The sequence below is a fragment of the Neptuniibacter sp. CAU 1671 genome (genome assembly GCF_029222905.1).
Taxonomy (GTDB): domain Bacteria; phylum Pseudomonadota; class Gammaproteobacteria; order Pseudomonadales; family Balneatricaceae; genus Neptuniibacter.
In genome coordinates this window covers 154,425-169,513 of sequence record NZ_JARHUE010000002.1, presented here as the reverse complement: position 1 = coordinate 169,513, position 15,089 = coordinate 154,425, and the positions used below count along the sequence as shown (strand labels likewise).

Below are 15,089 nucleotides of genomic sequence, written 5' to 3'. Positions count from 1 at the left end.
ATGCCGTCCTATTGAACTTTTATTGTTATTCGTGAACGTCATACTTCTCGTCAAGCTTGTTCATGCTGTACACATAGGTCCAGATCAAGATGACGAAAACGAAGATAGACCCCTGCTGGCCGAACCAGAAACCCAGTGGGAAACCGAAGAACGGAATCTCATTGAGCTGGTCAACAAACAGGATTGCACAGCCGTAAGAGACTGCGAACCAAATCACGAGGTGAGTCACAATGATGCGCAGGTTTTCGCGCCAGTAGGCTTGCGCCTGTTCATTACTGATTGACATGACACCATCCTTATTTTTTTTATCGAACTTAGATGAATTTTGAGAAGACATGGAGAGCGTATCAAACGCATAGTCCAAACAGAGCACAACTTTAGTCGATTCAACGACTAATGGATGATATATGCACTGCCTAAACCACTCTTTCACCCCAAATTTGAGGCGAGATTTCAGACATTAGGGAAGCTGGCGCCGAGTAACAAGCTATACAAAGGTCTAAAGCCCTTGTACTTAAACAGCTTTCTGCCGTAAAACCTGAGAAGCTACCCTTTTTGATAACTACTACTGGCCGGACATCCGCCACGGCCATCTGACAGGTGAGAACTATGCTTTCGGGCTGGTCGATTATTCTTATTTCACTGGCATACCTCGGCCTGCTCTTTGGCATCGCCTACTATGGCGACAAAAAATCCCTTCAGGATAACCGCCTGATCAGTTCACCCATGATCTATTCGCTGTCACTCGCCGTGTACTGCTCATCCTGGACCTTCTATGGCGCGGTCGGACGGGCCACCACCCATGGCTGGGAGTTCCTCGCCACCTATCTGGGCCCGGTACTGGTGTTTACCCTTGGCTGGCGCCTGATTGAAAAGATGATTCTGATCAGCAAAGAGCAGAACATCACCAGTATTGCTGACTTTATCTCATCACGTTACGGCAAAAGTCAGGCGCTGGCGGTACTGGTTACCGTGATTGCCGTGATCGGCACCCTGCCCTATCTGGCACTTCAGCTCAAGGCAGTAGCCATCAGTTTTAACGCTCTGACCCCCGCCACCGATGCCGCTCTGAGCAAGGGCAGTGACACAGCACTGTTTATCGCCATTATCATGGCGCTGTTTGCCATTTTATTCGGCACACGCCATATCGATGCAACGGAACACCATCAGGGCCTGGTTCTGGCCGTGGCATTCGAATCCATTGTCAAACTGACGGCCTTTATTGCAGTAGGCCTGTTTGCTGTTTTTAATGTCTTTGGTGGTGTAGAAAACGCGGCCATTGAAATCAGCCGGCAACTCAACAGCCATCTGCACCATTCCGGCATCCTGCAGGACAGTTTTTTGACGCAATCACTGCTCGCCTGTGCCGCCGTAATCTGTCTGCCGCGACAGTTTCACGTCACCATCGTGGAAAACACCCACCCCAACCATCTTCGGATTGCTCGCTGGCTGTTCCCGCTTTACCTGATAGCACTTGCCGTGTTTGTGCTGCCGATTGCCGTTGCTGGCATGCAACAGCTCGGCAATAGCGGCATCGATGCGGATACCTATGTATTGATGTTACCGCTGAATCTGGGTGCCAATGACCTGGCCACCTTTGCTTTCATCGGCGGACTATCGGCATCGACCAGCATGGTCATTGTGGCCAGCATTGCGCTGGCGATTATGGTCTGCAACGACATTATTATGCCCTTGCTGCTGCGTATCTCCTGGCTGCACCTGTCAAAAAACCAGGATCTTGGGGCGTTACTGCTGAAAGTGCGACGTATCACCATCCTCTGCCTGATGCTGCTCGCCTATTTCTACTATCGCATTCTGGGCGAGCAGTTCCCGCTGGCTTCTCTCGGCTGGCTGGCCTTTGTCGCCACCACTCAGTTCCTGCCAGCCATCATTGGCGGCATCTACTGGAAAGGCGGCTCACGCTACGGGGTTTTTGCCGGACTGGCAGGCGGCTTCACTCTCTGGCTCTATACGCTGGTACTGCCCGCCTTCAGTGAAGCGGGACTGATCGGGCCACAATTTATGCAAAGCGGCATTCTGGGCATCGACTGGCTCAAGCCAACAGCCCTGTTTGGGTTTGAGGGCATTGATGTACTGGCACACGGGGTCTTCTGGAGCCTGACACTCAATACCGCGCTCTATGTGCTGATCTCCCGGCGCAGCACGCTGCGCCTTGAGGAGCGCATGCAGGCCAGTGCGTTTGTGGATGTGTACAACAAGGACCTGCTGGAAGCACCTCATCAGTTTGGCCAGGTGACAGTAGGCGATCTGCAACTGGTCGCAGAACGGTTTTTGGGCATCAGCCGCACCCAACACGCCTTTACCGGTTTTTTCCTGCAACGCGGCGAAGAATCCCCTCTGACCGGCGATAAAGCCTCGCCTGAGCTGGTGCAGTTCTGTGAACGTCTGCTGGCGGGTGTTATCGGTTCCTCTTCCGCCAAGATCGTGCTGGCCTCAACCCTGCGGGGCAAAGAGATGCAGCTGGGCGACGTGGTCACCATTGTTGATGAGGCCTCAGAAGCCCTGCGCTTTAACCGTTCGCTGCTGCAATCCACCATTGAGAACATCAGTCTCGGCATCAGCGTGGTAGACCAACAGATGCGCCTAGTGGCCTGGAACCGGGTCTATATCGATATTTTCGGCTACCCCGACGGTCTGGTCTGTGTCGGACGTCCCATAGAAGAGATTTTTCGATATAACGCGATTAAAGGCGAGTACGGCCCCGGCAATCCGGATGAGCAGGTGCGTAAACGTTTGCAGTTGCTTAAATCCGGCAAACGCCACAGCTATGAACGCTTCCGTCCGGACGGCACAGTGCTGGAAGTGCGCGGCAACCCCATGCCAAACGGCGGCTATGTGAATACCTATATGGATATCACCGAGCACAAAAACATTGCCGATGCTCTGCGCGAAAGTGAGCAGAATATCCGGATCTATACCGACAACGTGCCGGTACTGATCGCCTATCTCGATCCTGAACGTCGCTACCTGTTTGTGAACCGGGCCTACGCCCACGCCTTTGGCATGGAGCGGCATGAAATCATCGGCAAACAGTGTAATCAGGTGATACCGCCCGATGAATATGCATTACGCAGCCCCTACATTACCGCGGCACTGGAAGGCAAACGACAGCGGTTTGAGACCACACTGTATAAGCTGGATGGCAGCATGCGCCATGTGGAAGTCACCTATATTCCTCATATGGGCGAATACGGCGATGTGCTCGGTTACTTTACCCTCTATCAGGATATTACTGAGCGCCGCGAAGCCGAGCTCGCGCTGCAGGAGACCAACGAAAACCTGGAACAACGCGTCCGCGAACGTACTCATGCGCTGTCTGTGGTTAACAAGGAGCTGCGCAAAGAAAACACCATTCGCTCACTGATGGAAGACGAACTGCGTCAGGCCAAAACTGATGCCGATGAAGCCAACCTCGGGAAAACCCGCTTCCTTGCGGCCGCCAGTCATGACCTTTTGCAACCGCTGAATGCCGCACGTCTGTTTACCGCCGCCCTGACCCAGCAGACCCACAGCAAAGAGACTCAGGAGCTGGTGAACAATCTGGACGGTTCACTTAAAGCCGCCGAGGAACTGATTACCACCTTGCTGGATATCTCCAAATTGGATGCTGGCGCTCTTGAGCCGACCATCACTGACTTCTGCCTGAATGACCTGTTACTCAGCCTGTGTCAGGACTACAAGGCCCTCGCCGCCAAGAAATATCTGAATTTCCGCAGCGTAACCTGCAACCGGGTGGTTCGGTCAGATCAGCAGCTATTAAGACGTGTGCTGCAGAACTTCCTATCCAACGCGATTCGCTACACCCAGCATGGCCGTATTCTGCTGGGCTGCCGCTACCGTAAGAACCGTCTCAGGATTGAGGTATGGGATACCGGTGTTGGTATTCCGAAAAACAAACTGAAAGAGGTGTTTGAAGAGTTCCGTCGCATCGACAACCCCAAACACTCTGAGGTGAAGGGACTTGGTCTGGGCCTGGCCATCACCGAGCGTATTGCACGCATGCTCAACCACAAGCTGAATGTCCGCTCATGGCCCGGCAAAGGCACTGTGTTCAGCATAGAGATTCCATTGGGTGATCCTGCTAAAGCCAGCAAACCCAGAGCCGAAAAACGTGGCTGGATACGCAGTAAAGGCCTGAATGGCGTGCACGTTCTGGTGGTAGACAATGAAACCAAGATTCTGCAGGGCATGTCGGCTTTACTGCAGGGCTGGTCCTGTGAAGTCAGTACAGCAAGTTCACTGCAGGGCGCGCAGGCATTAACCGAAACACTGGAGTCGCCACCCGATATTATTCTGGCAGACTACCACCTGTCGGAAAAAGAAACCGGCATGATGGTGCTTGCTGCAATGGCAAAACACTGGGAAAGAGAGATTCCGTCTATTGTGATTACAGCTGACCGCACAGATGCGATTCGGGCAGAGATAGAAGCAGGTGGTGCCCTGTTGCTAACCAAACCGGTGAAACCGGCAGCGTTACGGGCAATGATCAGCAAACTGCTGAGCCAGGCCAAAATAACAGAAGCCAGCTGATTAGCTGGCTTCTTGTGACATACTCAGTGCATTTCAGTTTTGGGAGGCTCAACACCGAGTCGCTGAGCCGCAATCACCGCCTGCGTTCGACTGTGTACACCCAGTTTGCGGAGAATTGCAGTGACATGCGCTTTGATGGTCGCTTCCGAAACGTTCAGTTCATAGGCGATCTGCTTGTTCAGCAACCCTTCGGTGAGCATGGTCAGCACACGAAACTGCTGCGGAGTCAGTGAAGCCAGCGCAGCCGCAAATTTCTGATCATCCTCGCTGACATCGAGCGTCTGCTCGGACAGCTCCTGCGGCAGCCACTCTTCACCCTCAAGCACTGCTTTGATCGCTTCAGAAATCGTTTCCAAAGGCGCCGATTTGGGAATAAAACCAGATGCACCGTAATCCATCGCACGCTGCATCACATGCGCTTCTTCACTGCCCGATACAACAACCACGGGAATACCCGGACTTTGACCGCGAAGAAAAATCAGGCCTGAAAAACCATTGGTACCCGGCATATGGATATCCAACAGGATAAGATCAGCATCAGAATGTTTATCAACCGACTCCTGAACACCCGCCAGAGAATCAGCTTCGATCATTTGTACACCAGGCACGGCCTGGGAAACGGCTTGTTTGAGTGCTGCACGAAACAGCGGATGGTCATCTGCAATAATAATTTTTTGGGCTAACTGCATGTGCTCTACTCCCCCTGTCAGCCTACAGAGTACCGCTCTTCGGCGGTTTCTTTGAACTAATCATATACCCTATAAAAAAAAACTCCCACAAGATAGAAGGTTTTCTTCCATCTAGCGGGAGTTTTTTCACCGAAAAGGCTTAGCCTTTGCGGTTCATACGGTTTTCGATCAGATCATCAACCACAGATGGATCAGCCAGGGTAGAGGTATCACCCAGCGCGCCGAAATCATCTTCAGCGATCTTACGCAGAATACGACGCATGATCTTACCAGAACGGGTCTTAGGCATGCCCGGCGCGAACTGAATCAGGTCTGGAGATGCGATTGGACCGATTTCAGCACGTACGTGGTTACGCAGTTCTTTCATCAGTTCGTCAGTCGGCTCAAAACCAGCCTGCAGGGTTACGTAAACGTAGATACCCTGACCTTTCAAATCGTGCGGGTAACCCACTACAGCCGCTTCAGCAACCGCAGGGTGTGCTACCAGTGCAGACTCAACTTCTGCAGTACCCATACGGTGACCGGAAACGTTGATTACGTCATCCACACGGCCAGTGATCCAGTAGTAACCGTCTTCATCACGACGGGCACCGTCACCGGTGGTGTACACACCCTTGTAGGTGGTGAAGTAAGTCTGAACGAAACGCTCGTGATCACCCCAGATAGAACGCGCCATGGATGGCCATGCATCGGTCAGAACCAGGTTACCTTCAGCGGCGCCTTCCAGCGCTTTACCGTCAGCATCCAGCAGAGCTGGCTGAACGCCGAAGAACGGACGGGATGCAGAACCCGGTTTAGCATCGGTCGCACCTGGCAGAGGCACAATCATGATGCCGCCAGTCTCAGTCTGCCACCAAGTGTCTACGATTGGGCACTTGCCTTTACCCATAATGCGGTTGTACCACTCCCAGGCTTCCGGGTTGATTGGCTCACCCACAGAACCCAGCAGTTTCAGGGTAGACAGATCAGAGTCACCCAGTACATCTTCACCCTGCTGCATCAGTGCACGGATTGCAGTTGGCGCAGTGTAGAACTGGTTAACTTTGTGTTTTTCGATAACACGACCAAAACGGCTGTTATCAGGATAGCTTGGCACACCTTCGAACATCAGTGTGGTCGCACCGTTCGCCAGTGGTCCGTAGACGATGTAGCTGTGACCGGTTACCCAACCCACGTCAGCGGTACACCAGTAGATGTCACCTTCGTGGTAGTCGAATACGTATTCGTGGGTCATGGACGCATATACCAGATAACCACCGGTAGTGTGCTTCAGACCTTTTGGTGCACCGGTAGAACCGGAGGTGTACAGGATGAACAGCGGATCCTCAGCGTTCATCTCTTCTGCAGGGCAGTCAGCAGATGCAGCAGCGGTAATTTCTTCGTACCACTTGTCACGGGAATCATCCCAGATAACATCTTTGTCAACGCGCTTAACAACGATCACGCTTTCTACGTACTTAGCCGCACCCGGCTGTTTCAGCGCTTTGTCTACGTTCTCTTTCAGAGGAACGACTTTACCGCCACGCAGTGAGTAGTTGGAAGTCACAACCACTTTGGAGTTGGCGCCTTCAATACGGGCAGCCAGTGCTTCAGGCGAGAAACCACCGAACACGATAGAGTGAACCGCACCAATGCGGGAACATGCCAGCATCGCAACAGCGGCTTCCGGAATCATTGGCAAATACAGAGTGACCACGTCACCCTTGTTAACGCCCTGCGCTTTCAGTGCGTTCGCAAAACGGCACACACGCTCATGCAGGTCGCGGTAGGTAATTTTTTCGTCTTCGCTTGGGTCATCACCTTCCCAGATGATGGCAACCTGATCACCACGGGTTTCCAGGTGACGGTCCAGACAGTTGTGAGAAACGTTGAGAGTGCCATCTTCAAACCAACGGATGTCAACGTTATGTGGATCAAATGAAGTGTTTTTTACTTTGGTGTATGGCTTGAACCAATCCAGGCGCTTTCCTGCTTCGCCCCAGAATGCATCCGGATCATTGATAGACTGCTCATACATTGCTTCGTACTTAGCATTATCGATATGGGCCTGTGCCGCAAACTCCGGGTTAACTGGATATACCTTTTCACTCATCGTGATGCCCTTAGCTTAGTTGTTGTAGTTAGCAAAATGCCCTGTCTGTCGATTAGATGTACTTATTATATGAAGCAGCAGGGGGTGTGTTGAAATACGAACTAAGTTTATACAGAACGGGCCACAAACGCCTGAATTAGACATTGGTATATCCGAACTTAGACCTTAGTCCCGGCAGGTGCAGTCTAGAACCCTTTGAAACCCTCTAACATAATGCCCTCTTCCCGCATTTTAGCGAGCTTATAGCGTAGAGTTCGGGGACTGATACCCAATTTTTCCGCTGCATCCTTGCGGCTCCCGCGTGTTGCCTGTAATGCTTCAATAATCAGCTGATATTCATGCTGACGCACACCTGCACCTAAAACGCTGTTTTCCTCACCTGCGTTTGGTACTACGACTTCAGTGGCAGCCCCAAGGCTAGTGGGTATCTCGCCCGGCTGCAACATAAGATCGCCAACTCCGATCTCATTTCCCTGTTGCAGGATCAAAGCACGCTGTACCACATTATCCAGTTCACGCACGTTACCCGGCCAGGCATGCTGCTGCAGAGCTACCTTAACCTCAGGACTCAATGCCACTGGAGGACGGCGCATTTTCTGACAATGTTTATGAAACAGACGCTCTGCCAGGGATACAACATCACCGGCACGCTCACGTAGCGGCTTCCACTGCAACGGGAATACATTCAGTCGATAATACAGATCTTCGCGGAATCGCCCTTCTGCCACATACTGCTCCAACTGCCGGTTTGTGGTGGCCAAAACACGTACATCCAACGGGATCATTTTACGCCCGCCCACACGTTCAACCTCGCTCTCCTGCAATACGCGCAACAGCTTCGCCTGCAGCCCAAGATCCATTTCAGAAATCTCATCCAGCAACAGCGTGCCGCCATTGGCCTGTTCAAACTTACCCGGCACACTGGCGTAGGCACCGGTAAACGCGCCCTTTTCATGGCCAAACAAGGTTGCTTCCAGCATATTTTCAGGAATAGCGGCACAGTTGATCGCTATAAAAGGCTGCTTGGCACGGGAAGAGTGCTGATGAATATACTGTGCCAATACCTCTTTACCGGTACCTGACTCACCGGAGATCAGTACGGTTGAATCGCTGGCTGCCACCCGACGCGCCAGTTGCAACAGCTGTTGGCTGCTGACCTCTTCAGCCACCGGTTCTTCTGTAACCTGCTCGGTAATTTCACCGCCGGCGAAACGCTTGACCGTCGCAATTAAGGTATCTGAATCAAAGGGTTTCATCAGATAATCAACGGCACCCGCTTTAATGGCTTCAACCGCTCTACTGACCTGACCAAACGCCGTGATCAGCACCACTGGCAACCCCGGATAGGTCTGCCTGATCTGCCCCAGCAACTGATGTCCATCCATGCCCGGCATATTCACATCGCTGACCACAAGGCTGAAGGCCTCAGTCTGCAGAATCTTCAGCGCCGCCTCTGCATCAGGCGCCTCCATAAAATCAAAGCCTGCGAGTTCGAGCGTGTCGCAAAGCGCTTCCCTTAACTGGTGATCATCCTCAACTATCAGTATCCGTTGCGACATAACTTAACCTATTCAGCCTTGGCAGAGGTGCGTGAAGAATCAGACTGGCAGGGCAGCCACAGTGTTGCAGTGGTGCCCACTCCCAGCTCGGAACATATTTCAAACCGACCATGATGCGCATGTGCCACCACCTGCGCCACCGCCAACCCCAGACCGGTACCATGGGATTTGGTGGTAAAAAAGGGCTGCAGCGCCTGTTTCACGGTTTCACTGTCCATCCCGGGGCCATGATCGATAATATCCAGCCGCAGCATATCCGCCTGCTGCGATACCGAAATCTGCAATTCACACCCCTGCCCACTGGCCTGCAACGCATTCTCCACCAGATTCATGCAGACACCCAGCAAGGCTTCCTGATTACAGTGAATCAGCAGATCCGGCACATGATTAATGCATTCACAGTCAGCATCGTAGTTCACCAGCGGCAGATCCAGCTGGTCTTCTAATGCTTCCATCAGCGCAGCTGAGCTGACCGTATCGTCCAGACGCATCTCGCCCCGGGCAAAAATCAGCATATCCCGCACTTGCTGCTCCAGATTAACCAGTCGGGACTTAATCTTGCCAGCAAACTTCTGGCGTTGCGCTACCGCGAGATCGGGCCGGTTCAGATGATCAATATAAAGAAGCGCCGCAGAAAGCGGAGTACGAATCTGATGGGCCAGTGATGCCACCATCCGCCCCATCTCTGACAATCGCTGATAATGCGCCAAACGCCCCTGCAACAGACGGGTCTCAGTCTGATCGGTCAGCAAAATCAACTGCCCCGGCTCAAGGTCCATAGCGCGGGTCTGCAGACTCACCCGACGCCCATCCCGGAGCGACACCTCATGCCCATCATCGCCGCGCGGGGCAAAACTACGCTGAATAATGTTTACCCAGGACTCTCCTTTAAGCGGCAGCCCCAATAACGCTTCCGCGGCAGGGTTAGCCTCACTGACCACGCCCCGGCCATTCAGCAGAATTACACCCGCCGGCAGCAGACTTAAAAGATGCCCCATCCGATCCAGCAAACCGGCATTTTCCGAACCCACATCTTCCCGGCGCTGAGTTTCCCGCGCCAGCTTTGACTGTGTTTCCGAAAGCTCAGACTCCAGCGCGGCCACCTGCTGCTTGAGGCGCTCAAGTTCCTTCATATCGTTCATGTTTATTTACGCTGCAAACCAAATTTACGCATTTTTTCTACCAGCGTTGTTCTGCGAATCTGCAACTGATCTGCGGCTCTGGCCACCACACCATCATTTTGCTCCAGTGCCTGTTCAATCAACGCCCGCTCTATCTCTTCAAGATAGGCTTTAAGATCCAGTCCATCGGCGTCGAGCGCATGTGCTGCGGGTTCATTTGTAGCCAGCGCTTCAGACGCATAACGCTCTGGATTTGGCTCTGGCGCATATCGAAAGCGCGCCGGTAACTCAGAAACCCCTACCACGCCGTCAGGGTACATAATCGTCAGGCGTTCGATCAGATTCGCCAGCTCCCGGACATTCCCCGGCCAGTCATGACATTTCAGTGATTCCAGTGCAGCCGGATGCAGTCTGACATGACCAAGGCCCTGTTCACGGGCCCGATCTACCAGCTTTTTAACAAGCATTTCAAGGTCTTCCTTGCGCTCACGCAGGGACGGCGTTTCAACCGGATACACATTGATCCGGTAATAAAGGTCTTCCCTGAAGCGACCCTCTTCAATGAGTTGCTCCAGATTTTTATGGGTCGCTGCAATAATGCGTACGTTCACATCGATGGTCTTATGGCCACCCACCCGTTCAAAACTGCGTTCCTGCAGCACCCTTAACAGCTTGACCTGCATCGCCAAGGGCATATCGCCAATTTCATCAAGAAACAGGGTGCCACCATCGGCCATTTCAAATCGCCCCGGCCGCCCATTCACCGCACCGGTAAAGGCACCTTTTTCATGACCAAACAACTCACTCTCAAGCAGGTCTTCAGGAATCGCACCACAATTTACTGGCACAAACGGTCCCGGAGCTCGTCTTGAGTAATCATGTAAACTGCGCGCGACCAGCTCTTTACCGGTTCCGGACTCACCCGTAATCAGTACGTTTACATCCCGATCCGCCACCCGGGCCATCATGCGTTTGAGCTGAACCATGGCCGGACTGCTTCCCACCAGCAACGGGAACACACTGGCTTCCAGCCCATCCACAGATAACCATTGCATCACCTGCGCTTCATGCAGCAGGTCCAGCAACAGCCCTTCATTTAACGGATCAGACAGGTAACGCACATTGACAGGAGAGTCCGCCGGAGCCTCAGCACCCATCTCAAGCACACAAAACAAACCGTTTAACGCCCGCGGTTTATCGGCCAGACAGGTTTCGAAAGCTCTGCGATCACTGGCACATCCCAAAAGAATCAGTGCGGGACAGCTTGCGCCCTGCGGATAGTTCTCAGCAAAGGCGGAGTAAGTGATCGTCCGGGTGGACAGATTAAGAAATGCAAAGATAGCCTGCAGCGACTGCTGGGCCTTATCATCCGTGACCAATAGAAGCGATGGCTGCGAAGTGGTGTTCATATCAACATAGTTCTGAATGCCATTTTTTTGACATATTAACAGGACATTCAAGCTAAACAAGCACACAAAACAAATTAACGCCAATTTTTTGGCATTTTAAGCCGTATTAAAATTCTTTTATGTGCCTCAATAAAACAAGACAGAAAAAAAACGTCAAAAATCCTATATATAGCTGCGTTAAAACAAACGTTTATCCGAGTCAAGCTAAGGCTACAAAATATTTTCTAAAGTATCGAAACGCAGCGCCGCTAACTGTTTTACGCGAAACAATATGCAACGGGTTGCTTAGAGTAACCCAACTATCAAGACCGGTCAGGGTGCAGAAATCCGACCAGGTTGAGGAGATAAGAAAATGGCTGTCATCAATACTAACATTGCCTCTCTTAACGCTCAGCGTAACCTGATGCGCTCTGAGGGCGACCTACAAACTTCCCTGCAGCGCCTGTCTTCAGGTCTGCGTATCAACAGCGCTAAAGACGACGCAGCGGGTCTGGCAATTGCTGACCGCATGACCTCTCAGATCCGCGGTCTGAACCAGGCTGTACGTAACGCGAACGACGGTATCTCCCTGGCACAAACTGCTGAAGGTGCGATGCAGGAATCTACCAACATTCTGCAGCGTATGCGTGAACTGGCCATCCAGTCTGCCAACGACACTAACAGCGCTTCTGACCGTGCCAACCTGCAGAAAGAGGTAACTCAGCTGCAGCAGGAACTGGACCGTATTGCACAGAGCACCACCTTTAACGGCCAGCGTATTCTGGACGGTTCATACACCAACGCTCAGTTCCAGGTAGGCGCCAACGCAACTGCTTCTGACTCTATTACGTTCTCTATTACCAGCGCTAAAGCGTCCTCACTGGGTGGTATTGCAGAAGGTTCTGGTACTGAAGTTGCAGCGGCAACAGCTTCTGACATCACCATCGCAATCGGTAGCGGCAGCGCAACCAGCATTGCTTCCAGCGCAGACTTCACTGGTGACGCCTACCAGGATGCCACTTCTGCTTACGCTAAAGCGGCTGCCATCAATGATGCCAACATCAGCGGCCTATCAGCGTCTGCTTCTACTTCCGGCACTCAGACTGTTGGCCCTATCGGTGGTACCGCAGGTGATACATACACCCTGAGCATTAACGGTGTATCCATTTATTCCGGCACCGACGTAGCAACTGCACTGACCAACAGTGATCTGCGTGACGCGATCAACGCCAAATCTGACGAAACAGGCGTTGTAGCTTCCCTGAGCGGTGGCGACATGACTCTGACAGCAGCGGATGGTAGTAATATTGCTGTCACTGAGAGCGGCACCGGCTTCACCGCTGGCACCGACGGTCTGACTGTAACTGGCGGAGACTTTGATGGCACTCTGCGCGGATCTCTGACCCTGAGCGCAACCGATACCATCGCCCTGGGTGGCACCATTGCCAACATCGGTTTCACTGGTGACGTTGCAATCGACACTAACGGTATCGATGATGTTAGCGTACTGACTGCATCCAGCTCTCTGACTGCAATCAAACGTATCGACTCTGCACTGTCTCAGATCGCTGACACTCGTGCAGAACTGGGTGCGATTCAGAACCGTTTCGAATCCACCATTGCCAACCTGGCCAACGTATCTGAGAACATCTCTGCTGCACGGTCACGAATTCAGGATGCAGACTTCGCAGCTGAAACTGCCAACCTGACTCGTAACCAGATTCTGCAGCAGGCGGGTACTGCAATGCTGGCACAGGCTAACACTCTGCCTCAGAGCGTACTGTCTCTGCTACAGTAATAGAGCAGCATGACCAATAAAAAGGGCGGGCTTTGCCCGCCCTTTTTAGTCATAAAGGAGCAAAACGATGTCCAGTGAGATTCAAGCCGTTTCCAGCCAGGCATCCTTAAAACCTGTTCAACCACAGCAACAACCTGCCCTGGATACGCAAAAAACCGAAACTAAGGCCCAACAACCTGAACCTGTTAAAGTTGACACCGAAGCCGTAAAAGAGATTAATCAGCAAACGGCTGAAGCCATTCAGGAAACCGTTGCTGCTATTAACGACTTTATGGGACAGTTCCAGCGCACGCTGAACTTTTCTGTTGATGACGATGCAGGCGAAACCGTTATTCGCGTGATTGATAAATCAAATGATCAGCTAATACGGCAAATCCCAAGTGCGGATTTTCTGAAAATCACGCAACATATTGAACAAATGCAAAACCTGCTGTTCAGCGAGAAAGCGTAGTACTCGCCACAGCCAAAAAGGTAAATCATCATGGCAGGCGTATCTTCAACGGGCTTAGGCTCCGGCATTGACATCAACAGTCTGGTGTCAGGACTTGTTCAGGCTGAAAGTCAGCCAGCACTGTCCAGGCTCTCAACCAAAGAAGCCAATCTCCAGGCTGAACTCTCTGCGATTGGACTGCTTAAAAGCGCCTTATCCGATTTCCAATCGAAGCTGGGCGGTTTAATGGATGCTGAAACATTCAGTAACCGCACCGCTAAATCTTCCGACGCCACCATCGCTTCCTTCAGCGCGGAAAATGACACAGCGGCTGGCAGTTATTCGCTTGAAGTTAACAACCTTGCCACTTCGCAAAAACTGGTCACCCAACAGGATTATGTTGTCAGTGAAGGCACACTGGAATTTGCCAATGCAAGCGGCAGCTTTACCGTCACGCTTACATCAGATAACAACGCCACCATTCAGGATTTGCGGGACGCGATCAATAATGCCGAGGACAACATCGGCGTTACCGCGACCATCATCAATGTTAATGGCAGTGAGCGCCTGGTTTTTACCACTGATGATACTGGTGCCGACAGCGCTCTGACCATTACCGGCACCACAACCACCGGCGACCTTGATATTTACGATTACAATTCTGGCACCGCCATACCTGATGGCAATGGCGATGTTGCTGGCTTTTATGATCAGGTCACCGCCGCGGTAGATGCCGAATTCATGGTCGATGGTCAGCTTATGTACAGCGCCACCAATACCATTGAGGATGTGATTCCCGGCGCCACGATCACTCTCCGTGACAGCAATCCTGGCGAACCAATTACGCTGACCGTTAGCCAAAGCAGCAGCAGTATCAAAAACCAGATTACCACCCTTGTCAGCGGGTACAACGAGCTGATTTCCATGATCAATCAGCAAACCGCGTACAACTCAGAGACCAAATCGTCTGCGGCTTTGTTTGGTGATTCGCTGGTGAATGGACTGGAGCGACAGATCCGTAGCATGCTGACCAGCCCTATAAACAACAGCGATAGCAGCTACACGTCATTAGCCTCTTTAGGTATCACCACCAAGAACGACGGTACGTTAACGGTCGACGATACCAAGCTCAGCGACGCTCTGACTAAAGATTACGCTGGCATTACCACCCTGTTCTCAGATGAAGATAAAGGTATTGCCAAGGCACTGGATACATTAATCGATAATTATCTATCATTTAATGGAACCTTTGATGGGCGAACAGAATCCATTAATGCAAAACTGAGCAACATTCAGGACGAAAGAGACAAAATCGCTTTCCGAATGGAGAAACTCGAAACACGCCTTTACGCTCAATACAACGCAATGGATTCGCTTGTATACAGCCTTAATCAGACCGGTAACTGGCTTGAGTCAACACTCGCCACATTGCCCGGCTCTTACAGCAGAAAAGACTAATTT

10 protein-coding genes are annotated in these 15,089 nt (G+C 52.0%); 4 read left to right on the top strand and 6 right to left on the bottom strand.

The window, feature by feature from the left end; all coding sequences use genetic code 11:
* Positions 1 to 25: 25 nt before the first annotated feature.
* Positions 26 to 286 (bottom strand): DUF4212 domain-containing protein, encoded by a 261-nt coding sequence (locus P2G53_RS04725; protein ID WP_275814549.1) that lies wholly within the window; start codon positions 284 to 286, stop codon positions 26 to 28.
* Between the two features lie 323 nt (positions 287 to 609).
* On the opposite strand from P2G53_RS04725, the gene P2G53_RS04720 reads away from it, so the two are divergent.
* Positions 610 to 4,551: a NahK/ErcS family hybrid sensor histidine kinase/response regulator gene (locus tag P2G53_RS04720; protein WP_275814546.1), complete on the top strand. Its 3,942-nt coding sequence runs from the start codon at positions 610 to 612 to the stop codon at positions 4,549 to 4,551.
* Between the two features lie 23 nt (positions 4,552 to 4,574).
* On the opposite strand, the gene P2G53_RS04715 is transcribed toward P2G53_RS04720, so the two are convergent.
* The 5 genes from P2G53_RS04715 to P2G53_RS04695 all read right to left on the bottom strand — a co-directional run bounded on the left by P2G53_RS04715 (position 4,575) and on the right by P2G53_RS04695 (position 11,421).
* A complete protein-coding gene (locus P2G53_RS04715; RefSeq protein ID WP_275814543.1) occupies positions 4,575 to 5,240 on the bottom strand; it encodes a response regulator transcription factor in 666 nt (221 codons plus the stop codon).
* A 139-nt stretch (positions 5,241 to 5,379) separates the two neighbouring features.
* Positions 5,380 to 7,332 (bottom strand): acetate--CoA ligase, encoded by a 1,953-nt coding sequence (gene acs / locus P2G53_RS04710; protein WP_275814540.1) that lies wholly within the window; start codon positions 7,330 to 7,332, stop codon positions 5,380 to 5,382.
* Positions 7,333 to 7,517: 185 nt separating this feature from the next.
* Complete coding sequence (locus tag P2G53_RS04705; RefSeq protein WP_275814537.1) at positions 7,518 to 8,891, bottom strand: sigma-54 dependent transcriptional regulator; 1,374 nt, start codon at positions 8,889 to 8,891, stop codon at positions 7,518 to 7,520.
* An 8-nt stretch (positions 8,892 to 8,899) separates the two neighbouring features.
* A complete protein-coding gene (locus P2G53_RS04700) occupies positions 8,900 to 10,033 on the bottom strand; it encodes an ATP-binding protein (protein WP_275814535.1) in 1,134 nt (377 codons plus the stop codon).
* Positions 10,034 to 10,035: 2 nt separating this feature from the next.
* The gene (locus P2G53_RS04695; RefSeq protein WP_275814532.1) at positions 10,036 to 11,421 is read right to left on the bottom strand and encodes a sigma-54 dependent transcriptional regulator; all 1,386 of its coding nucleotides are present in this window, start codon (positions 11,419 to 11,421) and stop codon (positions 10,036 to 10,038) included.
* Positions 11,422 to 11,773: 352 nt separating this feature from the next.
* On the opposite strand from P2G53_RS04695, the gene P2G53_RS04690 reads away from it, so the two are divergent.
* The 3 genes from P2G53_RS04690 to fliD all read left to right on the top strand — a co-directional run bounded on the left by P2G53_RS04690 (position 11,774) and on the right by fliD (position 15,086).
* On the top strand, positions 11,774 to 13,198 hold the full coding sequence (locus P2G53_RS04690; RefSeq protein ID WP_275814529.1) for a flagellin: 1,425 nt from the start codon (positions 11,774 to 11,776) through the stop codon (positions 13,196 to 13,198).
* A gap of 67 nt (positions 13,199 to 13,265) precedes the next feature.
* Positions 13,266 to 13,649, top strand: a complete 384-nt coding sequence (locus P2G53_RS04685; RefSeq protein WP_275814526.1) for a flagellar protein FlaG — start codon at positions 13,266 to 13,268, stop codon at positions 13,647 to 13,649.
* Positions 13,650 to 13,679: 30 nt separating this feature from the next.
* On the top strand, positions 13,680 to 15,086 hold the full coding sequence (fliD, locus tag P2G53_RS04680) for a flagellar filament capping protein FliD (RefSeq protein ID WP_275814523.1): 1,407 nt from the start codon (positions 13,680 to 13,682) through the stop codon (positions 15,084 to 15,086).
* The last annotated feature ends 3 nt before the right edge of the window (positions 15,087 to 15,089 follow it).

Excerpts from the sequence above, each read along its gene's own strand:
- P2G53_RS04695 (WP_275814532.1), bottom strand. The coding sequence starts at position 11,421 with ATGAACACCACTTCGCAGCCATCGCTTCTATTGGTCACGGATGATAAG.
- P2G53_RS04700 (WP_275814535.1), bottom strand. The coding sequence starts at position 10,033 with ATGAACGATATGAAGGAACTTGAGCGCCTCAAGCAGCAGGTGGCCGCG.
- P2G53_RS04725 (WP_275814549.1), bottom strand. The coding sequence starts at position 286 with ATGTCAATCAGTAATGAACAGGCGCAAGCCTACTGGCGCGAAAACCTG.
- P2G53_RS04705 (WP_275814537.1), bottom strand. The coding sequence starts at position 8,891 with ATGTCGCAACGGATACTGATAGTTGAGGATGATCACCAGTTAAGGGAA.
- acs (WP_275814540.1), bottom strand. The coding sequence starts at position 7,332 with ATGAGTGAAAAGGTATATCCAGTTAACCCGGAGTTTGCGGCACAGGCC.
- P2G53_RS04715 (WP_275814543.1), bottom strand. The coding sequence starts at position 5,240 with ATGCAGTTAGCCCAAAAAATTATTATTGCAGATGACCATCCGCTGTTT.
- P2G53_RS04685 (WP_275814526.1), top strand. The coding sequence starts at position 13,266 with ATGTCCAGTGAGATTCAAGCCGTTTCCAGCCAGGCATCCTTAAAACCT.
- P2G53_RS04690 (WP_275814529.1), top strand. The coding sequence starts at position 11,774 with ATGGCTGTCATCAATACTAACATTGCCTCTCTTAACGCTCAGCGTAAC.
- fliD (WP_275814523.1), top strand. The coding sequence starts at position 13,680 with ATGGCAGGCGTATCTTCAACGGGCTTAGGCTCCGGCATTGACATCAAC.
- P2G53_RS04720 (WP_275814546.1), top strand. The coding sequence starts at position 610 with ATGCTTTCGGGCTGGTCGATTATTCTTATTTCACTGGCATACCTCGGC.